This is a genomic window from Kibdelosporangium phytohabitans (assembly GCF_001302585.1).
GTDB classification, from domain to species: Bacteria; Actinomycetota; Actinomycetes; order Mycobacteriales; family Pseudonocardiaceae; genus Kibdelosporangium; species Kibdelosporangium phytohabitans.
Window position 1 is genome coordinate 461321 of the sequence record NZ_CP012752.1, and the last position, 25262, is coordinate 486582.

General features: G+C 69.1%; 23 protein-coding genes and 1 pseudogene. 18 read left to right on the forward strand and 6 right to left on the reverse strand.

Annotated features, from left to right (window positions below):
* The first annotated feature begins 73 nt into the window (after window positions 1-73).
* The 12 genes from ftsH to AOZ06_RS02245 all read left to right on the forward strand — a co-directional run bounded on the left by ftsH (window position 74) and on the right by AOZ06_RS02245 (window position 10931).
* Window positions 74-2239, forward strand: a complete 2166-nt coding sequence (gene ftsH / locus AOZ06_RS02190; protein ID WP_054287863.1) for an ATP-dependent zinc metalloprotease FtsH — start codon at window positions 74-76, stop codon at window positions 2237-2239.
* Window positions 2240-2241: 2 nt separating this feature from the next.
* Entirely contained in the window at window positions 2242-2871 is a 630-nt protein-coding gene (folE, locus tag AOZ06_RS02195; RefSeq protein WP_417999961.1) for a GTP cyclohydrolase I FolE, read from the forward strand.
* On the forward strand, window positions 2868-3704 hold the full coding sequence (gene folP / locus AOZ06_RS02200; RefSeq protein WP_054287865.1) for a dihydropteroate synthase: 837 nt from the start codon (window positions 2868-2870) through the stop codon (window positions 3702-3704). Before folE ends, folP begins: the two co-directional genes overlap by 4 nt.
* On the forward strand, window positions 3701-4063 hold the full coding sequence (folB, locus tag AOZ06_RS02205) for a dihydroneopterin aldolase (RefSeq protein WP_054287866.1): 363 nt from the start codon (window positions 3701-3703) through the stop codon (window positions 4061-4063). Before folP ends, folB begins: the two co-directional genes overlap by 4 nt.
* Window positions 4060-4545: a 2-amino-4-hydroxy-6-hydroxymethyldihydropteridine diphosphokinase gene (gene folK / locus AOZ06_RS02210; RefSeq protein ID WP_054287867.1), complete on the forward strand. Its 486-nt coding sequence runs from the start codon at window positions 4060-4062 to the stop codon at window positions 4543-4545. Before folB ends, folK begins: the two co-directional genes overlap by 4 nt.
* Window positions 4542-5000, forward strand: a complete 459-nt coding sequence (locus AOZ06_RS02215) for a DUF3180 domain-containing protein (RefSeq protein ID WP_054287868.1) — start codon at window positions 4542-4544, stop codon at window positions 4998-5000. Before folK ends, AOZ06_RS02215 begins: the two co-directional genes overlap by 4 nt.
* A gap of 79 nt (window positions 5001-5079) precedes the next feature.
* Window positions 5080-6630 (forward strand): DUF6779 domain-containing protein, encoded by a 1551-nt coding sequence (locus AOZ06_RS02220; protein ID WP_054287869.1) that lies wholly within the window; start codon window positions 5080-5082, stop codon window positions 6628-6630.
* A gap of 81 nt (window positions 6631-6711) precedes the next feature.
* On the forward strand, window positions 6712-7830 hold the full coding sequence (locus tag AOZ06_RS02225) for a PrsW family intramembrane metalloprotease (RefSeq protein WP_236952046.1): 1119 nt from the start codon (window positions 6712-6714) through the stop codon (window positions 7828-7830).
* Window positions 7831-7868: 38 nt separating this feature from the next.
* Window positions 7869-8756: a Rossmann-like and DUF2520 domain-containing protein gene (locus AOZ06_RS02230; RefSeq protein WP_054287871.1), complete on the forward strand. Its 888-nt coding sequence runs from the start codon at window positions 7869-7871 to the stop codon at window positions 8754-8756.
* Window positions 8757-9653 carry a pantoate--beta-alanine ligase gene (panC, locus tag AOZ06_RS02235; RefSeq protein WP_054287872.1) on the forward strand — a complete coding sequence of 299 codons (897 nt, stop codon included), beginning with the start codon at window positions 8757-8759 and terminating at the stop codon, window positions 9651-9653.
* A 17-nt stretch (window positions 9654-9670) separates the two neighbouring features.
* Window positions 9671-10144, forward strand: coding sequence for an aspartate 1-decarboxylase (panD, locus tag AOZ06_RS02240; RefSeq protein WP_054287873.1), 474 nt, complete (start codon window positions 9671-9673; stop codon window positions 10142-10144).
* A gap of 1 nt (window position 10145) precedes the next feature.
* Window positions 10146-10931, forward strand: a complete 786-nt coding sequence (locus AOZ06_RS02245; RefSeq protein WP_054287874.1) for a type III pantothenate kinase — start codon at window positions 10146-10148, stop codon at window positions 10929-10931.
* Here AOZ06_RS02245 and AOZ06_RS61600 read toward each other — a convergent pair.
* Window positions 10921-11118 carry a hypothetical protein gene (locus AOZ06_RS61600; protein WP_054287875.1) on the reverse strand — a complete coding sequence of 66 codons (198 nt, stop codon included), beginning with the start codon at window positions 11116-11118 and terminating at the stop codon, window positions 10921-10923. The two genes, AOZ06_RS02245 and AOZ06_RS61600, sit on opposite strands and share 11 nt — an antisense overlap.
* A 214-nt stretch (window positions 11119-11332) precedes the next feature.
* A pseudogene (locus AOZ06_RS61605) lies at window positions 11333-11566 on the reverse strand (class I SAM-dependent methyltransferase); the annotation flags it as partial.
* Between the two features lie 227 nt (window positions 11567-11793).
* Between AOZ06_RS61605 and lysS the strand changes: the two are divergent.
* The 5 genes from lysS (at window position 11794) to AOZ06_RS02275 (ending at window position 21326) form a co-directional block, all read left to right on the forward strand.
* Complete coding sequence (gene lysS / locus AOZ06_RS02255; RefSeq protein WP_054296365.1) at window positions 11794-13248, forward strand: lysine--tRNA ligase; 1455 nt, start codon at window positions 11794-11796, stop codon at window positions 13246-13248.
* A 101-nt stretch (window positions 13249-13349) separates the two neighbouring features.
* Window positions 13350-13703: a histone-like nucleoid-structuring protein Lsr2 gene (locus AOZ06_RS02260; protein ID WP_054287876.1), complete on the forward strand. Its 354-nt coding sequence runs from the start codon at window positions 13350-13352 to the stop codon at window positions 13701-13703.
* A 144-nt stretch (window positions 13704-13847) separates the two neighbouring features.
* Window positions 13848-14684 carry an ABC transporter ATP-binding protein gene (locus tag AOZ06_RS02265; protein ID WP_236952047.1) on the forward strand — a complete coding sequence of 279 codons (837 nt, stop codon included), beginning with the start codon at window positions 13848-13850 and terminating at the stop codon, window positions 14682-14684.
* A gap of 827 nt (window positions 14685-15511) precedes the next feature.
* Window positions 15512-18067: an ATP-dependent Clp protease ATP-binding subunit gene (locus AOZ06_RS02270; protein ID WP_054287878.1), complete on the forward strand. Its 2556-nt coding sequence runs from the start codon at window positions 15512-15514 to the stop codon at window positions 18065-18067.
* Window positions 18068-18149: 82 nt separating this feature from the next.
* Window positions 18150-21326 (forward strand): AfsR/SARP family transcriptional regulator, encoded by a 3177-nt coding sequence (locus AOZ06_RS02275; protein ID WP_063810282.1) that lies wholly within the window; start codon window positions 18150-18152, stop codon window positions 21324-21326.
* Window positions 21327-21330: 4 nt separating this feature from the next.
* Here the strand turns inward: AOZ06_RS02275 and AOZ06_RS02280 are convergent, their stop codons facing one another.
* Both AOZ06_RS02280 and AOZ06_RS02285 read right to left on the reverse strand, forming a co-directional pair.
* The gene (locus AOZ06_RS02280) at window positions 21331-22134 is read right to left on the reverse strand and encodes an ABC transporter permease (RefSeq protein ID WP_054287880.1); all 804 of its coding nucleotides are present in this window, start codon (window positions 22132-22134) and stop codon (window positions 21331-21333) included.
* Window positions 22131-23078: an ATP-binding cassette domain-containing protein gene (locus AOZ06_RS02285; RefSeq protein ID WP_054287881.1), complete on the reverse strand. Its 948-nt coding sequence runs from the start codon at window positions 23076-23078 to the stop codon at window positions 22131-22133. The genes AOZ06_RS02280 and AOZ06_RS02285 overlap by 4 nt, the downstream gene beginning before the upstream one ends.
* A gap of 98 nt (window positions 23079-23176) precedes the next feature.
* Here AOZ06_RS02285 and AOZ06_RS02290 point away from each other — a divergent pair, with 98 nt between their 5' ends.
* Window positions 23177-24142 carry an endonuclease/exonuclease/phosphatase family protein gene (locus AOZ06_RS02290; RefSeq protein ID WP_054287882.1) on the forward strand — a complete coding sequence of 322 codons (966 nt, stop codon included), beginning with the start codon at window positions 23177-23179 and terminating at the stop codon, window positions 24140-24142.
* On the opposite strand, the gene AOZ06_RS02295 is transcribed toward AOZ06_RS02290, so the two are convergent.
* Together AOZ06_RS02295 and AOZ06_RS02300 are read right to left on the reverse strand one after the other, a co-directional pair.
* Window positions 24129-24941, reverse strand: coding sequence for an SIR2 family NAD-dependent protein deacylase (locus AOZ06_RS02295; RefSeq protein ID WP_054287883.1), 813 nt, complete (start codon window positions 24939-24941; stop codon window positions 24129-24131). The genes AOZ06_RS02290 and AOZ06_RS02295 overlap by 14 nt on opposite strands.
* Entirely contained in the window at window positions 24938-25246 is a 309-nt protein-coding gene (locus AOZ06_RS02300) for an antibiotic biosynthesis monooxygenase family protein (RefSeq protein ID WP_054287884.1), read from the reverse strand. The genes AOZ06_RS02295 and AOZ06_RS02300 overlap by 4 nt, the downstream gene beginning before the upstream one ends.
* Window positions 25247-25262: the final 16 nt, after the last annotated feature.

Sequence of the window (25262 nt, forward strand, 5' to 3'; positions counted from 1 at the left end):
CGGCCGGGTAGTGGGGCTCACTACCCGAAATGCAAGTCAGGGAGGGTCGAGGCCGCCCGGCGGCCGTAAGTGAATGGACCGCAAGCGACTGCTCCGCAACCCGCTGCTCTGGATACTGGCAGTGGTCCTGCTGTACCTCGCGTTCAGCACGATCTTCGACTCCAACCGCGGGTTCACCCAGGTCTCCACGACCAAGGCGATCGCCCAGATCAACAGCGGCAACGTGGAGAAGGCGACCCTCGAGGACAAGGAACAGCAGCTCAAGCTGGTCCTCAAGGACGCGTCGAAGGCGGACAACCAGAAGCAGCTGATCACCTCGTTCCCGGCGCAGGCCGGCGACGACGTGTTCAACGTACTGCGCACGAACAACGTGGAATTCGAGACGAAGGTCACACAGGACTCGATCTTCACCCAGATCCTGTTGTTCGCGATCCCCCTGGTGCTGCTCGGACTGCTCCTGCTCTGGATGATGAACAACGTCCAGGGCGGCGGGAACCGGGTGATGAACTTCGGCAAGTCCAAGGCCAAGCAGCTGTCGAAGGACATGCCGAAGACCACGTTCGCCGACGTGGCAGGCGCCGACGAGGCTGTCGAAGAGCTGTACGAGATCAAGGACTTCCTGCAGAACCCGGGCCGCTACCAGGCACTCGGCGCGAAGATCCCGAAGGGCGTGCTGCTCTACGGGCCGCCGGGAACCGGCAAGACCCTGCTCGCCAGGGCCGTCGCCGGTGAGGCCGGTGTGCCGTTCTACACGATCTCCGGCTCCGACTTCGTCGAGATGTTCGTCGGTGTCGGTGCCTCGCGTGTCCGTGACCTGTTCGAACAGGCCAAGCAGAACGCGCCGTGCATCATCTTCGTCGACGAGATCGACGCGGTGGGCCGTCAGCGTGGTGCCGGCCTCGGCGGTGGTCACGACGAGCGCGAACAAACGCTCAACCAGCTGCTCGTCGAGATGGACGGCTTCGACGCGCGCGGCGGGATCATCCTGATCGCCGCGACCAACCGGCCCGACATCCTCGACCCGGCGCTGCTGCGTCCCGGCCGCTTCGACCGGCAGATCCCGGTGTCCGCACCGGACCTGACGGGTCGTCGCAAGATCCTCGAGGTGCACGCCAAGGGCAAGCCGATGGCGCCGGACGTCGAGCTGCAGAGCCTGGCCAAGCGCACAGTCGGCATGTCCGGCGCGGACCTGGCCAACGTGCTCAACGAGGCCGCGCTGCTGACCGCCCGGCAGAACGGCTCGACGATCGACAACGCCGCGCTGGAGGAGTCGGTCGACCGCGTGATCGGCGGCCCGGCCCGCAAGAGCCGGATCATCTCCGAGAAGGAGAAGAAGATCACGGCGTACCACGAAGGCGGGCACGCGCTCGCCGCGTGGGCGATGCCGGACCTCGAACCGGTCTACAAGCTGACGATCCTGCCGCGTGGCCGCACCGGTGGGCACGCGCTGGTCGTGCCCGAGGACGACAAGGGCTTGATGACCCGTTCGGAGATGATCGCCCGCCTGGTGTTCGCACTGGGTGGCCGCTCGGCCGAGGAGCTGGTGTTCCACGAGCCGACCACGGGCGCGTCGTCCGACATCGAGCAGGCCACCAAGATCGCCAAGGCGATGGTGACCGAGTACGGCATGAGCGCCAAGCTCGGCGCCGTGAAGTACGGCTCGGACCACGGCGACCCGTTCCTCGGCAGGTCCATGGGCACGTCCCCGGACTACTCGCACGAGGTCGCGCAGGGCATCGACGAGGAGGTGCGCAAGCTCATCGAGGCGGCGCACACCGAGGCGTGGGAGGTGCTCAACACCTACCGCGACGTGCTCGACGAGCTCGTGGTCGAGCTGCTCGACAAGGAGACCTTGCAGCGCAAGGACCTCGAGCGGATCTTCTCCCGGGTGGAGAAGCGGCCCCGGATCACCGCGTTCAACGACTTCGGAGAGCGCGTGCCGTCCGACAAGCCGCCGATCAAGACCAAGGGCGAGCTGGCGATGGAACGCGGCGAGCCGTGGCCGCCGATCCAGGAGGAGCCGGAGCCGACCCCGGTCGGTGCCGTCGGCGGGGCCAAGGACCTGCCGAAGGAGGCCAACAACGGGCAGGTGCCCAACGGCCTTCCGGCGAGCCCGGGCCCGTACTCCGCGCCGGAGGGCAGGCCAGGCGGCCCGCCGCACTACGGCGCGCCTCCCGGCTGGCGTCCGGCGACCTCGCCGCCGCAGCCGGACCAGGATGACCGGGACGGTAAGAACTGAGCATCGAGTCATCGAACGGGGCGGGCGCATCCTCTGTGGACGGCGCTCGCTCCGTTCGTCCCGTTTTCGACCAGGCACGCGCCGAGAGGGCCGTGCGTGAGTTGCTGCTGGCGTGCGGCGAGGACCCCGACCGCGAGGGTCTCGCCGAGACACCGGCCCGTGTGGCCCGTGCGTACCGCGAGATGTTCGCGGGTCTGTACATGGACCCGGACACCGTGCTGGCCAAGACTTTCGACGAGTCCCACGAGGAACTCGTGATGGTCACCGACATCCCGATGTACAGCTGCTGCGAACATCATCTGCTGCCGTTCCACGGGGTCGCGCACGTCGGCTACATCCCGAACGAGCACGGCAAGGTCACCGGGCTGTCCAAACTGGCCAGGCTGGTCGACGCGTACGCCAAGCGCCCGCAGGTGCAGGAGCGGCTGACGTCGCAGATCGCGGACTCGCTGATGCGGACGTTGCAGCCGCGCGGCGTGATCGTGGTGATGGAAGCCGAACACCTCTGCATGTCGATGCGCGGCATCCGCAAGCCGGGCGCGCGCACCACGACTTCGGCCGTGCGCGGCCAGTTCAAGACGTCGGCGTCGTCGCGTGCGGAGGCGTTGGACCTGATCAAGGCCCGTCGATGACGCATCGGCTGCTGCCCGATCCCGGCCGTTGCGTGGTGATGGGTGTCCTGAACGTGACACCTGACTCCTTCTCCGACGGCGGCCGTTACCTCTCGGTCGACGACGCGTTGCGGCACGCGCACCAGATGTGGGACGCGGGCGCGGACCTGATCGACGTTGGCGGCGAGTCGACGCGGCCGGGCGCCGAACGGGTGGCCGCCGAGGTGGAGATCGGCCGGATCGAGCCGGTGATCAAGGAGCTGACGTCCGCGGGTGTGCGGATCAGCGTGGACACCATGCGGGCCCAGGTCGCGGAGGCCGCGCTGGCGGCGGGCGCGACCGTGGTGAACGACGTGTCCGGTGGCCTCGCGGACAAGGACATGGCCAGCGTGGTCGCCGCCGCCGGGGTGCCGTGGGTCCTGATGCACTGGCGTGGCCACAGCAAGGACATGAACTCGCTCGCCGAGTACGGCGACGTGGTCGCCGAGGTGCGCGCCGAGCTGTGCCAGCGTGTCGACGCGGCGCTGGCGGCCGGTGTCGCGCCCGACGCGATCGTGATCGACCCGGGCCTCGGGTTCGCCAAGCACGCCCCGCACGACTGGGCGTTGCTGCGGCGGCTGGACGCGTTCCTCGACCTGGGGTATCCCGTGCTGGTCGGGGCGTCGCGCAAACGTTTCATCGGCAGGCTGCTCGCCGGCGGCGACGGCACGCCGCGGCCCCCGGACGGTCGCGAGGACGCGACCGCGGCGATTTCGACGATGGCCGCTGCCAAGGGCGTCTGGGGTGTCCGCGTGCACGACGTGGTGCGATCGCTGGACGCGGTCCGGGTAGTGGCGGAATGGGAGCGGGTGTGAGCGACCGGATCACGCTCACCGGGCTGCGTGTACGTGGCAACCACGGTGTGTTCGAGCACGAGAAGCGCGACGGACAGGACTTCGTCGTCGACATCACGGTCTGGCTCGATCTGGGCGCCGCCGCCGAGACCGACGACCTGGCCAAGACGCTGCACTACGGCGAACTGGCCGAACGCGCGGCGGCGATCGTCGCCGGCCCGGCGCGGGACCTGATCGAGACGGTGGCCGGTGAGATCGCCGACGACGTGCTCACCGACGAGCGGGTCACGTCGGTCGAGGTCACCGTGCACAAGCCGGCCGCGCCGATCCCGCTGACGTTCGCCGACGTGGCGGTCAGTGTCCGGCGGCACCGCGGATGACCACCGCCGTCCTGTCGATCGGGTCCAACATGGGCGATCGGCTCGCGAACCTGCAGTCCGCCGTGGATGGTTTGCCGGCGCTCGCCGTGTCCGCTGTGTACGAGACCGCGCCGTGGGGCGTGACCGACCAGGACGACTTCCTCAACGCGATCGTGGTCGCCTCCCACGAGGATTTCGACGAGTGGGACTGGTTGCGCCGCGCGCACGAGCTCGAGAACGCCGCCGGACGCGTCCGTGAGGTCCGGTGGGGCCCTCGGTCGCTCGATGTGGACGTAATTACTGTTACCGGCGTCACGAGCACCGACCCGAGGCTGGAACTGCCGCATCCGCGGGCGCACGAACGGGCTTTCGTGCTGGTGCCGTGGCTGGACGTGCAGCCGGACGCCACGCTGCCGGGACACGGCCCGATCGCCGAGGTGCTGGCGGTGCTGGGCGACGAGGGCGTGCGGCGCCGGGACGATCTCAAGCTGGAGGCGGTGTGAAGTTCACCAGGCCACGCGACCTGGTCATCGCGGGTCTGCTCGCCGCGGTCGTGCTGTACCTGATCCTGCAGTCGGCCTACGGCTCGATGCCCCCGCTGCCCACCCTCGCCGGTGTCACGCTCGTGGTCATCGCGGTCGTCGACGTGGTGTTGGCTTTCTCACTGCGGTCACGCATCCGCGGGACGAGGCGGGACAAGCCGGTGGAGGCGCTGACCGCCGCCCGCGCGGTCGCGCTGGCCAAGGCGTCCTCCGTGCTCGGTGCGATCATGCTCGGCGCGTGGGCCGGTGTGTTCGCCTACGTGTTTCCCAAGCGTTCGGACGTGGTCGCGGCCGGGAACGACACGTCCAGTGCCGTGATCGGTGCGCTCTGTGCCGCCGCGCTGATCGCGGCGGGGCTGTGGCTCGAGCACTGCTGCAAAACTCCGGACGAACCGAAGCAACCCGACGACCGTTGATCGACGCAAAGCGCAGGTTCATCGCACCTTCGGCCACGAGCAGGTCTCGGAGCGATAACTGACGGGTACGGTGTTAGGCATGTCCGGCCGAGCCTCCTCGACGCGCGACTCGATCAGGGTGCCGAGTACCGCGCGCATTCTGCTGGGCGGCGCGCTTGTCCTGGTACTCGGTGCGACGCTGATCCTCGTCCTCACCGACGACGCCCGGTTCCTCAAGATGGGCATCCTCGCCGCGTTGTGGGCCGCGCTCGTCGGGGCGTTCCTCGCCGCGCGGTTCCGCCGCCAGGTCGCTGACAAGACCGACGACGCCCAGAGCATGCAGGCGATCTACGAGCTCGAGCTGGAGCGTGAGATCGCCGCCCGGCGCGAGTACGAGCTGGAGCTGGAGGCCGACGCCAAGCGCAAGGCCGAGGAGCAGTCCCGCGCGGACATCGACGCGCTGCGCACCGAGCTCGGCCAGCTGCGGGAGACGTTGCAGACGTTGCTCGGCGGCGAGGTCCTCGTCGAGCGGTTCGCGTTGCAGGCGCAGGCGACCAGGATGCGGTCGTTGCCGGACGAGTCGCACCAGCTGCCGCAGTCCGCGCAGGTCGTCAAACGGCTCAGCCCGGCCGCGAGCCAGCAGCCGGTGGTCATCAGCGAGCCGCAGACCGAACTGATCGAGCGCGTGGTCGAACGGCCCCGCAGCAACGCGGGTCACGGCGGCGGCAGCGCCCGCCCGCAGCCGCAACGGCCGCAGCAGCAGCGTCCGCCGCGTGAACCGGCCGAACGCCAGGTGCAGATTCGCCAGCCCAGGCGCGACGACCCGGCGGACCCGGGTTCAGGCTGGTGGGACCCGGTGACCCCGGTCGGGCGGCAGGACAACGCGTACCACCGGCCGGTGGCCGGTGATTCGGCCAACAGCCTGGGCGAGGGCATCGACCCGAACTGGACGCCTTCCTGGGAGCGCGACACGCCGCCCCCGGTGGCCGCGGCTCAGCCGCGGCAGCAGGCCGGACGCCCGCCGCGTCCGCCGAAGAAGCCGGAGCCGCAGGTCAGCCGTCCGATGCAACGCCCGGACGCCGAGGCGCCCGCGGCGCAGGACAGCCGTCCGATGCCGCGGCCGGACGCCGAAGCGGCCACCCGCGTCCAGCCGCAGCCGTCGATGTCCCAGCGGTTGGATCCCGATGCGCAGGTCAACAGGCCGGCGCAGCGCCAGGAGCCGGAGGCGCCGACGCGGATCCAGCCTTTGCCGGAGCCGACGGTCGTCAGCAAACCGGCTGCCCGGGCCACTCCTGAGCCGCCCCCGCCGCCACCACCTGTCCGCAAGCCCGAGCCTTCAACCCGGGTTGTCGCTCCTCCGGCCGCGCCCGTCGAAGAGGCCGGTGGACGTCGGCGTGCCCCCGAGCCCACCGCCGCCGCCGCCGCTGAGGCTGCCGGTGGCGGGCGTCGGCGCCGGGCCGAAGACGCGCCGTCCTGGCAGGAGACCTACCAGGCGCGGCAGCAGCAGTCCGGCAGCCACACCCAGCCCGCGGTCGAGGCCGACCCGGAGCCGGGCGGATCACACGCCGCGGGCAAGTCCGTGAACGAGCTGCTGGCCGCGTACGGATCGGGCGGGGACGCGCCCCGGCGGCGCAGGCGGCGTGCGGACTGAGTTCGCTCTTTCGGGCAAGGGCGCATTCGCGGCGAAACCGGGCAGATAAAGTTCCGCGCTGTGATGATCCAGGAGCCGGCCGTGCCCGTTCGGCCGACGCCACGGCGTAAGACCGTTCTGCTGCCCATCGTCGGGCTCATTCTGCTCAGCCTCGCCGGTATCGCGGTCTTCGCCTACCTCACCGCGCGGGTTGGCATCGTCGCCGAGCTCGTCGGGTTCGCCGGTGCGTTGCTGCCCGTCGGGCCTGTGGTCGCCGTGTTCCTGTGGATCGACCGGTGGGAGCCGGAACCCGCCAAGCTGTTGTGGCTGGGGTTCGCGTGGGGTGCGTTCGGGGCCACGCTCACCGCCCTGCTCATCAACAACACCGCCGAGGCTGTCGGTGACCTGCTGCTCGGCAAGGGCGGCGGGGACACCATCGCGGCCGTCGTTTCCGCCCCGCTGATCGAGGAAGCCGCGAAGGCGGCGTTCGTGCTCGGGATCTACCTGTGGAAACGGCAGGAGTTCAACGGCGTCATCGACGGCATCGTCTACGCCGGGACGTGCGCGGCCGGGTTCGCGTTCACCGAGAACATCTACTACTTCGGGCGCATCTTCGGTGAGCACGGGTTCGGGACCGCGCAGACCGCCGGGGTCATCGCCGCGTTCATCCTGCGCGGGGTGATGTCGCCGTTCACCCACCCGCTGTTCACTGTCATGACGGGCATCGGGATCGGTGTCGCCGCAGGCACGAGCACGAAGTGGGTCAAGGTCGCGGCGCCGGTCGGCGGGTACCTGGCCGCCGTCGTGCTGCACGCGTTGTGGAACTCCGCTGCCACGCTCGGCAACGCGACCACGTTCCTCAACGTGTACTTCCTGATCATGCTCCCGGTTTTCGTCATGGCCGCGGTCCTGGTGAACTGGGCGCGCAAACGGGAGCAGAAGATCATCGCCGCGGCGCTTCCCCGGCTGGTCAGCGAGGGTCTCATCGCCGCGGGCGAGGTGGAGGTGCTGGCCAACCTCAAACGCAGGCGCGAATGGCGCAGGAAGGTCGCCCGCAAGTCGGGGCCGGAGGCGGGCCGGGCAGTCGCCGACTACCAGACAGCCGTCACCGAGCTGGCGTTCCACCGGCACAGCCACCCCGGCGACGAGGCCGAACGGCTGCTCGAGCAGGCAGTTCGCGTGAGCCGGGCCACGGCGGTCAGCGCTGCCAGACGCCAATAGTTACCCTCTGACCTTGGCTTGACGAAAGGACAACCGGCATGAGTCGTCCCGCGCGCCTCGGTGTGGGCGTGGTGTCCGCCGGCCGGGTCGGCGCGGTGATGGGTGCCGCGCTGGCCAGGGCCGGGCACGCGGTGGTCGCCGCGTCCGGGGTGTCGCGCGACTCGGTGCGGCGGGCCGAGGACTTGCTGCCCGGGGTGCCGTTGCTGCCGCCCGACGAGGTCGTCAGCAAGGCCGACCTGGTCCTGCTGGCGTTGCCGGACGACGCACTCGAAGGCATGGTCCGGGGGCTGGCTGCCGCCGGTGCGTTGCGGCCGGGGCAGATCGTGGTGCACACGTCCGGCGCGCACGGCGTCGACGTGCTGCGGCCCGCGGCCGACCAGGGCGCGTTGCCCCTGGCGCTGCACCCGGTGATGACGTTCACCGGTCGCGCTGAGGATCTTGACCGTCTTGTCGCCTGTTCGGTCGGGGTGACCGCGCAGGACGACGACGAGGCCGCGTGGAACGTCGGTGAGGCGTTGGTCGTGGAGATGGGATCGGACCCCATCCGCGTGCCGTCGCACGCGCGCCCGGCGTACCACACCGCGTTGGCGCACGCCGCGAACCACCTGATCACGCTGATCGCCGACTCGGCCGACCTGTTGCGGCAGTCCGGGGTCGGCACGCCGGAGCGCCTGCTGGGACCGCTCCTGTCCGCCGCGCTGGACAATTCGCTGCGGCACGGCGACCGGGCGCTGACCGGTCCGGTGGCCAGAGGCGATGCCGGTACAGTGCGCAAGCATCTGAAGGTGTTGCGGGACAACGCGCCTGAGCTCGTGGCGAGCTATCGGGAACTGGCGCGGCGGACCGCGCGCCGGGCCACCGACAGCGGCCTGCTGCGCGGGGATCTCTCGCCGGACGTCTTCCAGGCCATCGATGAGGAGCACTGAGTGACCGCACCCAAGGCACCCGAGTTCACCCGCGGCGCGCTGCACGTGCTCAGCAAACCGGCGGAGGTCACCAGGATCACGCGCGCGCTGCGCGCGGTCGGCACCAAGATCGTGCTGGTGCCGACGATGGGCGCGTTGCACGCCGGGCACCGCGAGCTGATCCGCCGCGCGCGCAACATCCCGAACACCGTCGTGGTCACGTCGATCTTCGTGAACCCGTTGCAGTTCGGGCCGAACGAGGACCTGGACCGCTACCCCCGGCAGCTCGACACCGACCTGGACGCGTGCCGCGAGGAACGCGTGGAGATCGTGTTCACCCCGGAGCGCGAGGACATGTACCCGCCGGGGTCGCAGGTGACCGTCCACTCCGGACCGGTCGGCGACGAGCTGGACGGACGTGTCCGCAAAGGACACTTCGACGGCGTGCTCACCGTCGTGAACAAGCTGTTCAACATCGTCCGGCCGGATTTCGCGCTGTTCGGCGAGAAGGACTACCAGCAGCTCGTGCTGATCAAGCGGATGGTCGCCGACCTGGACATGGACACCCGTGTGATCGGCGTGCCGACCGTCCGCGAACCCGACGGCCTCGCGCTGTCGTCGCGCAACGTCTACCTCAGCCCCAGTGAGCGGGAGAGCGCGGTCGCTCTCTCCGCCGCGCTGTCCGCGGGCGCGTACGCGGGCAGGCTCGGGGCCGCCGAAGTCATCAAGGCAGCCAAGGAAGTCCTGGCCGCGCACCCGGAGGTGGTCGTCGACTACCTCGAACTGCGCGCGCCCGATCTCGGCCCGGCGCCGGAGCAGGGTGAGGCCAGACTGCTCGTCGCCGCCCGGGTCGGAACGACGAGACTCATCGACAACACCGGCCTCCGCATGGGCGAACCGCCCGAGCCGGGGCTGTGAAGGGGGTAACGCCGACCATGCTGCGCACCATGCTGAAGTCCAAGATCCACCGGGCCACGGTCACCCAGGCCGACCTGCACTACGTCGGCTCGGTCACGGTGGACGCCGACCTGATGCACGCCGCCGATCTGCTGGCGGGCGAACAGGTCACCATCGTGGACGTGACCAACGGCGCGCGGTTGGACACCTACGTCATCGAGGGCCCGAGAGGCAGCGGCGTGATCGGCATCAACGGCGCCGCCGCGCACCTGGTGCACCCCGGCGACACCGTGATCATGATCGCCTACGGGATCATGGACAGCGCCGAGGCCGCGTCCTTCCGGCCGAAGGTCGTGTTCGTCGACGGCCACAACAAGGTCGTCGAACTCGGCACCGACCCGGCCACCGCACCGGCGGGTTCCGGCCTGCTCAGCGGCGCCGACCTCGAGCCGACCGCGGAGACCGCGGACGCCGCCGCGCTGGACGCCCTGCTCCAGCCGGAGAATTCCTGACGTGCTCTTCGCGATCGACGTCGGCAACACCAACATCGTCCTCGGCCTGTACTCCGGCGACCAGTTGATCCGCGACTGGCGGATGCGCACGGTCGCCGGCATGACGGCCGACGAACTGGCGCTGACCATGCGCGGTCTGCTCGGCGAGTACGCCGACCAGGTCACGGCTGTGTCCGCGTTGTCGACGGTTCCCGCCGTTCTGCGGGAACTGCGGGTGATGCTCGACCGCTATTACGCCGACGTGCCGCAACTCATTGTGGAGCCAGGGGTTCGCAGCGGCGTGCCGTTGCTTGTGGACAACCCCAGGGAGGTCGGCGGCGACCGGGTGATCAACACTCTGGCGGCGCACCACCTGTACAGCACCGCCTGTGTCGTCGTCGACTTCGGCACGTCCACGAACATCGACGTGATCTCGGCGAAGGGCGAGTTCCTCGGCGGGGTTTTCGCGCCGGGCATCGAGATCTCGGTCGACGCGCTGGCCGCCCGCGCGGCCGCGCTGCGCAAGGTGGAACTGGTCCGGCCGCGGTCGGTGATCGGCCGCAACACCGTGGAATGCCTGCAGTCCGGCATTCTCTACGGCTTCGCGGGCCAGGTCGACGGACTGGTCAATCGGATCATCGCCGAGTTGCGGTCACAAGGCCACGACAAAGCCGGACCGGTCGCGGTGATCGCCACCGGCGGCCTCGCCCCGCTGGTCATCGCCGAGTCCGAGACGATCCAGCACCACCACCCGGATTTGACGCTGCTCGGCCTGCGGCTGGTGTTCGAACGCAACGTCAGGCAGTGACGGCGCTTTTAGCCCGGTAGGCGAGCGTCCTGAACGGAAAGCCGAACTCGCCGGACGAGGTTTCCGGCTGTGCGGTCAGGAAGGCGCGCATCCGCTCGACGGCGACCGCGCGTTCCTCCGCGCTCGCCACGAGCACGTTGGAATGCGTGCAGACCATCCCGATCAGGCTTTCGATCGTGTACCGCACCGAATGCCGGAAATCCCTGCGCTCGAAGCCGGGGAACAGCGGGTGCTCGCCGAGGGGCCCGGATCAGTGGATGATCCGCCAACTCGGTCCGGCGCAGCCTGTCGAATGTGGAAACCCAGGGCACTTCGTCGTCCTCGTTGTTCCACAGCGCGCCGAGCGTCCCGGCGGGTCGCAACACCCCGCCAATCTCGGTAAGGGCGACCGGTGCGTCGAACCAATGAAACGCCTGGCCGACGACTACCGCGTCGACACTGGAATCGGGCAACGGGATCTGTTCGGCCGCGCCGAGCAGTGCCGTCACCGAGGGAAATCGTTTTCCGAGTTCGGCGAGCATCGCCGCGCCCGGTTCGACCGCGGTCACGTTCAGCCCTCGCCCGATCAATGACTCGGTGAGTTTTCCGGTCCCCGCCGCGAGGTCGAGAACGTCGGTGGCGCCTTGCGGCAGCACCCAGTCGATCGCGGCGGACGCATAACCGGGGCGGTAGGCGCGTACTGTTCAGCGCTGGCACCGAACGAGCTGGCTCGTCGGGCGTGCAGTTCGGCATCGGGTTCGGTCACGGGAGCCAAGCTATCCATATCCGGTTGGCTTCGTCGCCGGGCTTTTCCGTACCCTTTGCAGCCGTGAGCGACCAGCAGGTTCCCCCAGCGCCCGAGCAAGACGACCTCCCCGAGCAGATGCGTATCCGCAGGGAGAAGCGGGAGCGGCTGCTCGCCGCCGGTGTCGAGGCCTACCCGGTCGAACTGCCGCGCACCCACTCGCTGGCCGAGGTGCGGGCGAAGTACCCGCGGCTCGAACCGGGCGCGTCCACCGGCGAGGAGGTCGGGGTCACCGGCCGGGTGATGTTCCTGCGCAACACCGGCAAGCTGTGCTTCGCCACCCTGCGCGAAGGCGACGGCGCCGAGTTGCAGGCGATGCTGAGCCTCGCCAACGTCGGCGAGGAGTCGCTCGCGTCCTGGAAGGCCGACGTCGACCTCGGTGACCACGTGTTCGTGCGCGGCGAGGTGATCACGTCGAAGCGCGGTGAGCTCTCGGTGATGGCCGCGGAATGGCGGATGGCCGCCAAGTCGCTGCGCCCGCTGCCGGTCGCGCACAAGGAGCTGTCCGAGGAGACCAGGATCAGGCAGCGCTACGTCGACCTGATCATGCGCCCGCAGGCCCGCCAGGTCGTGGAGACCAGGGCGGCGGTGATGCGGTCGCTGCGCGAGAGCTTCCACCGGCGCGGGTTCACCGAGGTGGAGACGCCGATGCTGCAGACGCTGCACGGCGGCGCCGCGGCCCGGCCGTTCACCACCCACTCCAACGCCTTCGACATCGACCTCTACCTGCGGATCGCGCCGGAGCTGTACCTCAAGCGCTGCGTGGTCGGCGGGATCGAGAAGGTCTTCGAGATCAACCGGAACTTCCGCAATGAGGGAAGCGATTCATCGCATTCACCCGAGTTCGCGATGCTGGAGTACTACCAGGCGTACGCGACTTACGACTCGGTCGGTGCGCTGACTCGTGAGCTGATGCAGGAGGCGGCCGAGGCGGTTTTCGGTACCCAGGTGGTCACCCTGGTGGACGGGTCGGAGTACGACCTTTCCGGTGAATGGACCGCGCTGACAATGTACGGATCGTTGTCGGACGCCCTCGGCGAAGAGGTCACGCCGGAGACCGCGGTCGAGCAGTTGCGCAAGTTCGCCGAGCGCGTCGGCCTGGAAGTGGCGCCCAAGCTGGGCCACGGCAAGCTGGTCGAGGAGCTGTGGGAGCACCTGGTCGGCGACCACCTCGTCGCCCCGACTTTCGTCCGTGATTTCCCCGTCGAGACTTCCCCGTTGACACGCCAGCATCGCGACACGCCGGGAGTGGCGGAAAAATGGGATCTTTACGTGCGCGGTTTCGAACTCGCAACAGGATACTCCGAACTGGTCGACCCGGTCGTCGAACGGCAAAGACTGGTCGATCAGGCCAGGCTGGGAGCGGCGGGCGACGATGAGGCGATGCAGTTGGACGAGGACTTTCTGCGCGCACTGGAGTACGGAATGCCACCCAGCGGTGGAGTCGGAATGGGTATCGACCGGCTACTGATGGCACTCACCGGACTCGGGATCAGGGAGACGATCCTGTTCCCACTCGTTCGGCCGCAATGAAACCTGGGTGAGTGACTATCCACATCATTCTCGATTTGCGCTAGCCTACCTGCAAGCGAGAATCATTCCGTACCCGGTAATCACCCCGGAGGAGGCGGCGTATGGCGCAGAAGGTCACGGTGACCCTCGTTGACGACGTTGACGGTTCGGAAGCCGAAGAGACCCTCGAGTTCGGTCTGGACGGCGTTTCCTACCAGATCGACCTGTCCGGGGACAATGCCGGGAAGCTCAGGGACATCCTGAGCGACTATGTCGACCACGCCCGCCGTTCCGGAGGTCGTAAGCGCGCGGCGGGCAAGCTCGCCGTTGCGGGCCGGGTGGCGCGGACCGCGTCGGTGGACAGGGACCAGAACCAGGCAATCCGGGAGTGGGCGAGGAAGAAGGGATACAAAGTTTCCGACCGCGGCCGTATCCCGAAGGAAGTCACCGAGGCGTACCACAACAACCGCGACTGATTAGCGACGTCGCATAAGGCCCGCGGCCGGTGGCCGCGGGCCTTTAACGTGCCGGATTCCGGGGTTGGGCCAGGCCAGGAAGGTCAGTTAGCCTTACCTAACCAGTCGGGGGCTATGCTCCGGGCGGATCTCCGGGAGGCGCAGGTGGCGGCGAGCAAGGTGCGGTTGAAGGCGAGCGAGCTCGGGCTCGGGTACGGCGAGCGGCTCGTGGTCGACGGCCTCGACCTCGACGTCCCCCAGGGCACGGTGACCTCGGTGATCGGCCCGAACGGCTGCGGGAAGTCGACCCTGCTGCGCGCACTGGGACGCCTGCTGAGCCCGCGAGCGGGCGAGGTGCTCCTGGACGGCAAGCGGATCGACAAGCTGCCGACGAAAGAAGTGGCGCGAACAGTCGGCCTCCTGCCGCAGACCCCGGTCGCCCCGGACGGCCTGACAGTCGCCGACCTGGTCGCCAGGGGACGCCACCCGCACCAGACCTGGTACCGCCAGTGGTCGGTGGAGGACGAAGCAGCGGTCGCGGACGCCCTCCGCCTGACGAAAATGGACGAGCACGCCAGCCGCGTGGTCGACGAACTCTCCGGCGGCCAGCGCCAGCGGGCCTGGATCTCGATGACCCTGGCGCAGGGAACGGAACTGCTCCTGCTGGACGAACCGATCACCTACCTCGACCTGGCCCACCAGGTCGACGTGCTCGACCTCGTCCACGACCTGCACACCACCAGGGGAACGACGGTGGTGATGGTCCTGCACGACCTGAACCTGGCAGCCCGCTACTCGGACCGGCTCGTAGCGATGCGCGCAGGCAAGATCGTGGCCCAGGGCGACCCGGGCGACGTGCTGACCGAGGACCTGTTGCGCGACGTCTTCGACCTGGACGCGAAGATCCTGACCGACCCGGTGGCCGGAACCCCGATGGTCGTCCCGATCGGCTCACGCCACCGCGCGGCCCACGCCGCCCACGCCGCCGCGAAAGCCAGCTGACGAGAAGGCCACACCCCGACCGCGAAGCGGAACGCAGCGGCGCCCAGGAGCGACCGAAGCGTGACGGCGCCTGGAGTGGCACGGGCAGAGGTGCGCCGAGTCGCGAAACGTGACGATTCCGATGACCGGCGATGGTGGCGACGTCGATGACTGGCGGACCGGTGGAGCGGTGCGGGTGGCGGCGGCCGGTGGAGCGGTGCCGGTGCTGCTGGCTGGCGGGCCGGAGAAGGAGCCACTGACCTGCGAAAATGTAGCGGCGCCGAGTTTACGTGGAGCGGGGCGGCCGTAGGCTTGCAAGCGAGGAGAGCCCCGCAGGCAAACGAAGCCGCTGGAGCATGCCCATGGGGCGGGGCTCCACCTTTACGCTCTCCGATGGCCGCCCCGGAGGCTCCATGCCAAATCGGCGCCGCGTATCACGACAAAGAGCCAGCGGGCAACGAGCCGAGGGCCGGAGCGGAACCGCCGAAGAGCCCCACCGACACCCACCCCAGCCACTGAGGGAAACTCAGTGACACATCCGGCCCAAGATCGAATCAAGCCCGGTCGTCATTGAGCCGAACGAGTGAGAAAGTGATCGCGGTCACGCTTGGACGCGACCTGTTCGCGGACAGCGGACACGTCTCATTTGATGGAATCCAGCCCGGTGAACGCACGTTGTAAGGGGTGTCAGCCGGTACCAGCAGGCGAAGTGCCTGGTCTGTCATCAATCTGTGGTCGTGAGTGGCACTGAGCGCGACAGGCCGGGCGACTACAGTGGTCCTACGGTGCTGAATCCACCAACATGACGAGTGGTGAAGGGCCGCCGGCGCAGCAGTCAGGGAGTGCGAATGTTCGAGAGGTTCACCGACCGCGCGAGGCGGGTGGTTGTCCTGGCCCAGGAAGAGGCCCGGATGCTCAACCACAACTACATCGGCACCGAGCACATCCTCCTGGGCTTGATCCACGAGGGTGAAGGTGTCGCGGCGAAGGCGCTCGAGTCGCTCGGGATCGCCCTGGAAGGCGTGCGTCAGCAGGTCGAGGAGATCATCGGCCAGGGCCAGCACGCGCCTTCCGGTCACATCCCCTTCACGCCTCGGGCGAAGAAGGTGCTCGAGCTGTCTCTGCGCGAAGCGCTGCAGCTCGGCCACAACTACATCGGCACGGAGCACATCCTGCTCGGGCTGATCCGCGAGGGCGAGGGTGTCGCGGCCCAGGTGCTGGTCAAGCTCGGCGCCGACCTCAACCGGGTCCGCCAGCAGGTGCTGCAGCTCCTGTCGGGCTACCAGGGCAAGCCGGAGACCGAGCCGGGCAGCCGCGGTGAGGGCACGCCGTCCTCCTCGCTCGTGCTCGACCAGTTCGGCCGCAACCTCACCGCCAGCGCCCGCGAGGGCAAGCTGGACCCGGTGATCGGCCGGGCCAAGGAGATCGAGCGGGTCATGCAGGTGCTGTCCCGCCGTACCAAGAACAACCCAGTCCTCATCGGCGAGCCGGGTGTCGGCAAGACCGCCGTCGTCGAGGGTCTGGCGCAGATGGTGGTCAAGGGCGAGGTGCCCGAGACGCTGAAGGACAAGCAGCTCTACACGCTGGACCTCGGGTCGCTGGTCGCGGGCTCCCGCTACCGCGGTGACTTCGAGGAGCGCTTGAAGAAGGTCCTCAAGGAGATCCGCACCCGCGGCGACATCATCCTGTTCATCGACGAGATCCACACGCTCGTCGGTGCGGGTGCCGCCGAGGGCGCGATCGACGCGGCCTCCATCCTCAAGCCGATGCTGGCCCGTGGTGAGCTGCAGACCATCGGTGCGACCACCCTCGAGGAATACCGCAAGTACGTGGAGAAGGACCCCGCGCTCGAGCGCCGGTTCCAGCCCATCCAGGTCGGCGAGCCGAACCTGGAGCACACGATCGAGATCCTCAAGGGTCTGCGCGACCGCTACGAGGCGCACCACCGCGTCTCGATCACCGACGGCGCGCTCGTGCAGGCGGCCACGCTGGCCGACCGGTACATCAACGACCGCTTCCTGCCGGACAAGGCGATCGACCTGATCGACGAGGCCGGTGCCCGGATGCGCATCCGCCGGATGACGGCGCCGCCGGACCTGCGTGAGTTCGACGAGAAGATCGCCGACGTGCGCCGGGAGAAGGAATCGGCCATCGACGCGCAGGACTTCGAGCGGGCCGCGAAGCTGCGCGATTCGGAGAAGCAGCTGCTCGGGCAGAAGGCCGAGCGCGAGAAGCAGTGGAAGGACGGCGACCTCGACGTCGTCGCCGAGGTCGACGAGGAGCAGATCGCCGAGGTCCTCGCGCACTGGACGGGCATCCCGGTCTTCAAGCTGACCGAGGAGGAGACCACCCGCCTGCTGCGCATGGAGGACGAGGTCCACAAGCGGATCATCGGCCAGGAGGAGGCCGTCAAGGCTGTTTCCAAGGCGATCCGCCGGACCCGTGCGGGTCTGAAGGACCCGAAGCGCCCCAGCGGTTCGTTCATCTTCGCCGGGCCGTCCGGTGTCGGTAAGACCGAGCTGTCCAAGGCGCTGGCGAACTTCCTGTTCGGCGAGGACGACGCCCTGATCCAGATCGACATGGGCGAGTTCCACGACCGCTACACCGCTTCGCGCCTGTTCGGTGCCCCTCCCGGCTACGTCGGCTACGAAGAGGGCGGCCAGCTGACCGAGAAGGTCCGCCGCAAGCCGTTCTCGGTGGTGCTGTTCGACGAGATCGAGAAGGCGCACCAGGAGGTCTACAACACCCTCCTGCAGGTGCTGGAAGACGGCCGCCTGACCGACGGCCAGGGCCGCACGGTCGACTTCAAGAACACGGTCATCATCTTCACGTCGAACCTGGGCACGCAGGACATCTCCAAGGCGGTGTCGCTCGGGTTCGCCGGTGGTGGCGAGCAGTCCAACAACTACGAGCGGATGAAGCAGAAGGTCAACGACGAGCTGAAGAAGCACTTCCGCCCGGAGTTCCTCAACCGCATCGACGACATCATCGTCTTCCACCAGCTCACGGAGGACGAGATCATCCGCATGGTCGACCTGATGATCGGCCGCGTGGAGGTCCAGCTGCGCAACAAGGACATGGCTCTCGAGCTGACCCCGCTGGCGAAGAAACTGCTGGCCAAGCGCGGCTTCGACCCCGTGCTCGGTGCCCGGCCGCTGCGCCGGACCATCCAGCGCGAGATCGAGGACCAGCTGTCGGAGAAGATCCTGTTCGGCGAGCTCGAGCCGGGTCAGATCGTGATCGGCGACGTCGAGGGCTGGTCGGGCGAAGGCTCGGACGACAAGGCCCACTTCGTCTTCCGCGGCGAGGCCAAGCCGAAGAGCGTGCCGGACTCGCCGCCGGTGGACCTGGCCGCGTCGCCGGGCACGTCGTCCGGTGAGGCCGCCGAGGGTCTCGAGGACTGACGAACCACAGACAGCGAACACCGGAAGGGCGGCTCCTCGGGGAGCCGCCCTTCCGCGTTCGTGAGGTGACATGCTTGCGGGTGTGCGAGTAGCTGTCCTGGGGCCGCTGTGCCTGACGGATACCGCCGACCGGGAGATCGAGGTCGGCGGTCCACGGCTGCGCATGCTCCTGGTGCGCCTTGCCCTCGAAGCCAACCGGATCGTGCCGGTCGAGGCGCTGATCGACGGCCTGTGGGGTGCGCAGCCGCCCGCCGACGCCACCAACGCACTGCAGTCGCTCGTGTCCCGGCTGCGCAAGACCGGGCTGGCCAAGCGCATCGAGTCCTTCCCGGCCGGATATTCACTCGCGGCAACGGAAGTGGACGCCGAGCAGTTCGAACGCCTTGCCGCGGAAGGCAGTCGCCTGCTCAAACGCAACGAGGCCGCGAACGCCGCCGAGGTGCTGAGGACAGCGCTGGCGTTGTGGCGGGGCCCGGCGCTCGTCGACGTCACCGAGGCGCCGTTCGCGGCGGCGGCAGTGGCGCGCCTGGCGGAACTGCGCTTGACCGCGTTGGAAGACCGCATCGAGGCGGACATCCTGCGCGGTCACGAAGCTGACGTCATCGTCGAGCTGTACGCGCTGACCAGGGACCACCCGCTGCGGGAACGGCTCACCGCGTTGCTCATCCGCGCATTGCGCACGGCCGGGCGCCAGGCCGACGCGTTGGCCGCGTACGAGACCGCGCGCCAGAACCTCGCCGCGGAACTCGGCGTGGACCCGAGCCCGGAACTGCAGCAAGCCCACTTGGCCCTGCTGCGCGCGACACCGGCGGAGATCCCCAACAACGGCACCAGACTGCCCGCGCAGCTGACCAGTTTCGTCGGCCGCCAGCACGAGATGACCGAACTGGAGGCGCTGCTCGGCCGGGACCGGCTGGTCACGCTGGTCGGTCCGGGCGGCGCCGGAAAGACGAGGCTGGCGACGGAAGCAGCGAGCCGTGCGGCGAACCGGGTGTGGTTCGTGCACCTCGCGGGCCTCAGGGAGGCCGTGGACGTTCCCGCCGCGCTCGCGTCGGCGCTCGGCCTCGGTGACTCGCGGGTGTCGGAGAAGCGGCAGGTCTGGCATCCGCAGACGGACGTCACGACCCGGTTGCTCGAAGCGCTCGCCGACCGGTCCGAACTCGTCGTGCTCGACAACTGCGAGCACTTGGTGTCCGCGGTGGCGCACCTCGCGGAGACGTTGCTGGCCGCGTGCCCGCGGTTGCGGATTCTCGCCACCAGCAGGGAACCGTTGACGATCAACGGGGAAACCCTGTTCCCGCTCGGGCCGCTGGACCTGCCGGGGGAGAACGCGTCGGCCGAGCAGGCCGCGGGCAGCGCCGCCGTCCGGCTTTTCCTGGACCGGGCCCGGTCCGTGCGCCCCGGGTTCACAGTGGACGATGGCAACGTCGGCTCGGTCGTCGCGGTCTGCCGCCAGCTCGACGGCCTGCCGCTGGCGCTCGAACTGGCCGCCGCGCGGTTGCGTTCGATGACGGTCGGCCAGGTCGCCGAGCGTCTCGACGACCGGTTCCGGCTGCTGACCGGCGGCAGCCGCACGTCGCTGCCCCGCCACCAGACCCTCGGCGCGGTGGTGGAGTGGAGCTGGGGCCTGCTCGCCCCGGCCGAACGCACCCTGGCGAGCCGGATGTCGGTCTTCGCCAATCCGTCCACTTTGGAGGCGATCGTCGCGGCGTGCGCCGCCGGCGACCTCGCGGCGGACGACGTGCTGTACGTCCTGGCGTCGCTGGTGGAGAAATCCTTTGTGGAGGCAGGCGAAGGCGCGGACGGCGTACCACGCTACCGGATGCTGGAGACCGTCAAGGCGTTCGCCGCGGCACGGCTCGTCGACGCGGAACGCACCAGGACCAGGTTCATCGCGTGGGTGATGGGCATGGTCGAGGAGGCCGAGCCGATGCTGCGCGGCCACGACCAGGTCCGCTGGCTGCGGTTCCTGGACGCCGAACGGGACAACGTGATCGAGGCGGTCCGGCTGGCGGTCGACCGTGACGACGCGGACGCCTCGTTCCGGATCCTGGCCGCGTGGACCTGGTACTGGCTGCTGCGCCAAGGGGTTTTCGGCGAGGCGCTGACCGAACAGGTGCTGCCGCTGGCCCGGATGCAGCTGATGGAGCACCGCGCGCCCGACGGTCCTCGCCTGCTGTACCGGATGCTGACGGTCATGGGCGGCGTCGAGCAACCGGACCCGGCCCAGATCGCCACCGTGCTGGAACTCTGCCATTCCGAGCAGGCCAAGGCGATGCCGCTGGCCGCGATGATCGAGACGGTCGCGCTGGCGATGACGCACGAGTTCGACGGCGCCGACGTGGCCTTCCGGCGGTCCTTGCGGCACCCCGACAAGTGGACGCGGGCCGTGGTCGCCTTCGGCGGCGCGATGGCCGCCGAGAACCTCGGCGACCTGGCGAGGGCGAAACGCTGGCAGGAGGCGTCGATCCGCCGGTTCCGCACGATCGGCGACCGCTGGGGGCTGGCGATGGCGCTGAACGCGCTCGCCGAGATCCGGTCGACGGGCGGGGACATCGCGGGCGCGATCGAACTGCACGAGGAGGCGCTGCGCGTCGAGGTCGAACTGGGCCCCTCGATGGACCCGGCGATGACGAGGAGCAGGCTGGCCGAGCAGCACTACCGGATGGGCGATCTGGACGAGGCATACCGCGTGCTGGTCCGGATGGCGGAGGTCAGCCAGAACCAGGGCCAGCGGGCGGTGACCGTGGCGATCGTGATCCGGCTCTGCGCGGTCCTGCGGGCACGCGGTGACCTCGCGCAAGCGCGGGCCCGCCTCGACACGACCAGGAACGAACTGGTCGACTGGCCCGACTCGATGAACGACCCGCTGCGGTGCTGGCTCGGTGTCGTGGAAGCCCGGCAGTACACCGCCGAGGGGAAGCTGGCGGAGGCGTGGCGGGCCGCGGCCGACGCGGTCGCGGCGACCGACCGGAACGCGGGATACCTGCGGGACGCGCAAAGCGTGGCCGACGTCGCCGAGGCCATGGCCACGATCGCTGCCGCGGCAGGGGATCTGGTGTTCGCGGCGCGGCTGCTCGGCGCGAGTGCCGCCATCGCGGGGGCGTTGGACGTCGGCTCACCCGACAACCTCGCCGTACTCGGGAAGTTCGGTCCGGCCGAACAGGAAGTCCTCGCCGAGGCACGGAAGATGACCCAGGACGAAGCGACTCGGCTGATCAAGGAGGGTGTCCCCGTACCCCCACCGGGGACACCCTGAGCCGTCAGGCCACACGCCGCCGGTACGTGACCATCGCCAACGGGTAGAACACCGCGACGAACCCGGCCATCCAGGCGAGCGTGCCCAGCAGCGGCCCGCCGACCGGGCCACCGGTCAGCAGACCGCGGTTGACCTCAGCCAGCAGGCTCACCGGCTGGATGTCGGCGAACGCCTTCAACCAGGCCGGCAGCGTGCCCGTCTGCACGAACACGTTGCTGACGAAGCCGAGCGGCATGATGAACGCGATCATCGCGCCCGGTACCGCCTGCGGCGACTTGACCAGCATGCCGACCCACGCGGAGATCCAGCACAGGCACAGTCCGAACGCGACAGTCACGACCACCGCGAGCAACGCCGACGCCGCGTCCGTCGTGATGTCGAAGCCGAGGATCATGCCGAACCCCAACAGGAACACCGACGACGCGACGAACCGGATCGCGTCGCCGAGCACCGCGCCGAACAACGGTGCCGACCGGGCGATCGGCATGCTGCGGAACCGGTCGAACACGCCCTTGGTGATGTCGGTGCACAGTCCGACGCCGGTGCCGAGGGTGGCGAACAGGATGGTCTGCGCCATCAGGCCGGGCAGCAGCATCTGCAGGTACCCGTCCCGGTCGCCGCCGCCGATCGCGCCGCCGAACAGGTACACGAACATCAGCAGCATGATCACCGGCATGATCGTCACGTCGATGAGCTGCTCGGGGCTTTTCAGCGTCTTGCGGAGGTTGCGCCCGGCCAGGATGATCCCGTGCTCGATCGCCTTGACCGGGCTGATGGACGTGACCGGGCTGACAGTCGCGGTGGTCATGCCCTCGTTCCTTCCTTGGTGCCGGTGATCGCGAGGAACACCTCGTCGAGGCTGGCCAGCCGCAACCCGATCTCGTCGACCGGGATGCTCAGCTCGTCCAGCCGCCTGATCACCGCGGCCATCAGCGCGGTGTCGTCGGCAGGCGTGTTGAGCACCGCGCTGTCGACATCCCCCGACGGCTGGGTGCCCGTCAGTTCGAGCAGGATCCGGGACACGGCTTCGAGGTCGTCCTCGTTGGCCGGCCGGATCTGCAGCGTCTGCCCGCTGACCTTGCGCTTGAGCTCGCCGGGCGTGCCGTCCGCGACCACGCGGCCGTGGTCGAACACCGTGATGTGGTCGGCGAGCTGGTCGGCTTCCTCCAGGTATTGCGTGGTCAGCAGCACTGTCACGCCGTCGTCGGCGAGCCTGCGCACGATGTCCCACACCTCGTTGCGGCTGTGCGGATCCAGTCCCGTCGTCGGCTCGTCCAGGTACAGCACGCGCGGGCGGCTGATCAGGCTCGCCGCCAGGTCGAGCCGCCTGCGCATGCCGCCCGAGTACGTCTTGGCGGCGCGGTCGGCCGCGTCGCTGAGCTCGAACCGGTCGAGCAGTTCGGTCGCGCGCGTCCTGGCGTCGGCTTTGGACATGTCGATCAACCGCCCGATCAGCACCAGGTTCTCCCGGCCGGACAGGTCCTCGTCGACCGAGGCGTACTGCCCCGTCAGACCGATCAGGCTGCGGACCGCGACCGGTTGGCTCAGCACGTCGTAGCCGCTGACACGCGCGGTGCCCGCGTCCGGGCGCAGCAGCGTCGCCAGGATGCGGACCGCTGTCGTCTTGCCCGCGCCGTTGGGCCCCAGTACGCCGAGGATCCTGCCCGCGGGCACGGCCAGGTCCACGCCGTCGAGCGCGGTCGTCTCCCCGAACCGTTTCACCAGGCCTTCGGCTTCGATCGCGTTGGACACCTCGTCCCCCTCTCGTCATCTACCGCGGCCACTGTGCGACGCGCCGCTGTCGAGTCGCGCACAGGACGCTGTCAGGCACTTTCGGGCAAGCTGGTGGCGTGACAGTGGAGCTGAAGAGGCCTCGGCCGCCGGTCAGGACGTGGATCGTCGCGCTGTGGGCGGTGCCGTCGGTGCTCTTCGTGGGCTTCGCGGCGCTTCGGCTGCTCGGGGTGACCGGCAACCGGTACATAATCGCCACGGTCGCGCTGACGCCGTACATCGCCGTCGTCGGCCTGGCGCTCGGCGTCGTGGGGCTGTTCATGCGCCGCTGGATCTTCGGCGGTGTGGTGCTCGCGTTCGCGATGATCGTCAGCGCCGCTGTCGTGCCGCGGATGATCTCGCACGACCAGTCCACGGTGTTCGGGCCGAGACTGACTGTGATGACGGCGAACCTGTACGTCGGCCGCGCGGATGCCGTGGCACTGCTCGACATGGTCCGCCGCACCAACGTGGAAGTGCTCAGCCTCCAGGAACTCAGCCCGGCGATGGTGCAGGACCTCGACCGGGCCGGGATCGACCGGGTGCTGCCGTACCGGCTGTTCGAGCCGCGGCGCGGCGGGGCCGGGTCGGGCCTGGCGTCGAAGTACCCGCTGCGGCCGACCGAGATCCTGGACCCGGCGACGTTCGCGCAACCCAGCGCGATCGTCGACCTGCCTGGTGTGGTCGACCCCGAGGTTCTCGTCGTGCACGCCGTGCCGGGCGTGGAGAACGCGGGCACCTGGAAGGCGGAACTGGCCGAGTTGCCCGGCACGACCACCAAGGACAAGCCGAGGATGCTGATCGGCGACTTCAACGCCACGCTCGACCACCCCGACCTGCGTGACGTGATCAGCCGCGGCTACGTCGACGTGGCGCAGCAGCACGGCAGCGGGCTGACGCCGACGTGGCCCGCGGGGATCTGGCCGCCGCCGGTCGCGCTCGACCACTTCCTCGTCGACGCGCGCTGCGCTGTCGTCGACTACCAGGTGTTCGACTTGCCGGGCAGTGACCACCGCGCCGCGGTGGCCACGCTCAACCTGCCGTGACCAGCTTGTCCAGTGCGGTCAGTCCGGCCAGTGCGCCGAGCGGCAACGAAACCCCGCGGCCGTGCCGGACTTCCGGCTCTCGCGGGTTGATCCGGATCAGCGCGCCGGTGCGCGCCGACGCCAGTTCGGCCATCCGGCGGACGGTCGGGACCGCGTTGCCCGCACCGAGTTCGACCACCACGAGGTTGTCCTGCCGTGATCGCCAGCGGGACACCTCGGTCAGCACCGCTTCGCTGCGGGCCGGTTGCCAGTCGTAGTCGCCGAACATCAGGATGTTCGGCCGGGCAAGGGATCCGCACGACGGGCAGCTCGGCAACTCGCCGACGGCCCGCATGGTGTCCTCGTCGATCGCGACGTCCGGGCCGGCCGGCCAGCTCGGTTGTCCACAGTGGCCGAAGCACTGCAGGTGGTGGATCGAGCCGTGCACCTCGGCGACGTGGTCGTCGGCGAAGCCGGCCTTCTGGAACTGGCCGTCCACATTGGAGGTGAACACCCTCGTCGGCTTGTCCCAGCCCCGGATGACGTGGAAGCCCTCGTGTGGCTCGGTTTCCCGGTACAGCCGCAGCCGGTGGCCGTAGAAACCCCACGCCAGTCCGGGATCCTCGCGGAAGTGCACCGGGTCGGCGAGCTCGTAGAAGTTCAGGCCGAGCCGCTCGTACGGCGGGTACGCGCGCCAGAAGCCTTCGTCACCGCGGAAATCCGGCAGTCCGGAGTCCACACCCATGCCGGCACCGGCGCACACCAGCAACGCACTCGCGCCGCGGATCAGCTCCGCGGCGCGGTCCAGCTCAGGACTCACTCCGGTTTGATCATTTCGACGACCTCGAACTCGAGCAGGCTCGACCCGGTGGCGACCGGCTTGTCGCTCGGCGGGCCCGAGTGCGCCTTCATGGACGGGCCCGCCCGCCATGCCTGGAACGCCTCGTCGTTCTCCCAGTGCGTCACCACGAAGTAGCGGTTGTCGCCGCTGACCGGGCGCAGCAGCTCGAATCCGAGAAAGCCGGGGGAGTCCTTGATGGTGCTCGCCCTGGCCGCGAACCGCTTCTCCAGTTCGGTGCCGTCGCCGTCGGGGACCTCGATCGCGTTGATCTTCACGACTGCCATGTGGCCCAGCGTACTG

Bases quoted from the DNA above. Each gene is read 5' to 3' on its own strand.
- ftsH (WP_054287863.1), top strand. From the start codon at position 74: ATGGACCGCAAGCGACTGCTCCGCAACCCGCTGCTCTGGATACTGGCA.
- folP (WP_054287865.1), top strand. From the start codon at position 2,868: ATGACGCATCGGCTGCTGCCCGATCCCGGCCGTTGCGTGGTGATGGGT.
- folK (WP_054287867.1), top strand. From the start codon at position 4,060: ATGACCACCGCCGTCCTGTCGATCGGGTCCAACATGGGCGATCGGCTC.
- AOZ06_RS02220 (WP_054287869.1), top strand. From the start codon at position 5,080: ATGTCCGGCCGAGCCTCCTCGACGCGCGACTCGATCAGGGTGCCGAGT.
- AOZ06_RS02230 (WP_054287871.1), top strand. From the start codon at position 7,869: ATGAGTCGTCCCGCGCGCCTCGGTGTGGGCGTGGTGTCCGCCGGCCGG.
- panD (WP_054287873.1), top strand. From the start codon at position 9,671: ATGCTGCGCACCATGCTGAAGTCCAAGATCCACCGGGCCACGGTCACC.
- lysS (WP_054296365.1), top strand. From the start codon at position 11,794: ATGCGTATCCGCAGGGAGAAGCGGGAGCGGCTGCTCGCCGCCGGTGTC.
- AOZ06_RS02260 (WP_054287876.1), top strand. From the start codon at position 13,350: ATGGCGCAGAAGGTCACGGTGACCCTCGTTGACGACGTTGACGGTTCG.
- AOZ06_RS02270 (WP_054287878.1), top strand. From the start codon at position 15,512: ATGTTCGAGAGGTTCACCGACCGCGCGAGGCGGGTGGTTGTCCTGGCC.
- AOZ06_RS02280 (WP_054287880.1), bottom strand. From the start codon at position 22,134: ATGACCACCGCGACTGTCAGCCCGGTCACGTCCATCAGCCCGGTCAAG.
- AOZ06_RS02300 (WP_054287884.1), bottom strand. From the start codon at position 25,246: ATGGCAGTCGTGAAGATCAACGCGATCGAGGTCCCCGACGGCGACGGC.